This window comes from uncultured Eudoraea sp., from assembly GCF_947490415.1.
Classification (GTDB): Bacteria; Bacteroidota; Bacteroidia; order Flavobacteriales; family Flavobacteriaceae; genus Eudoraea.
Window position 1 is genome coordinate 1 of record NZ_CANLGX010000016.1, and the last position, 427, is coordinate 427.

The 427-nt window shown below is 44.0% G+C and carries 1 pseudogene; it reads right to left on the bottom strand.

The window, feature by feature from the left end:
• A pseudogene (locus Q0874_RS17360) lies at positions 1 to 427 on the bottom strand (hypothetical protein); the annotation flags it as partial.

Genomic DNA, 427 nt, shown 5'->3' on the forward strand with positions numbered 1-427 from the left:
CATCCGATCCATCATTGTTGGTAAAGGTATAAGTGCCGTCAAGATTGTCCGTAAGGTCTGCCTTGGCTACGGTCTGTGCCGCACCACTTTCATTAGTGTAAGTAAAGGTACCGTCCGTGTTGTCAACAAGGTTTGTAATTGTTTCCGAAATTGTAACTGAAGCAACATTTAAGTACAAACCACCATCGGTACCTGTTGTAATATCATTATTGGCGTCTGCACTAATTAATGTTATGGTAACCGGAGTACCAGTCTCATCAGTATAAGTAAAAGTGGCATCCCCATTATCCACCAAAGTAGAAATGGAGGTATCCGTTATCGTAGTGGTTGTTCCTGCGGCATCGGTAAAATCATACGTGCCATCACCATTATCTACCAAAGCCACCGTTCCGGCAGCTGCATTGATCTCATCAATCGCATCCTGGAC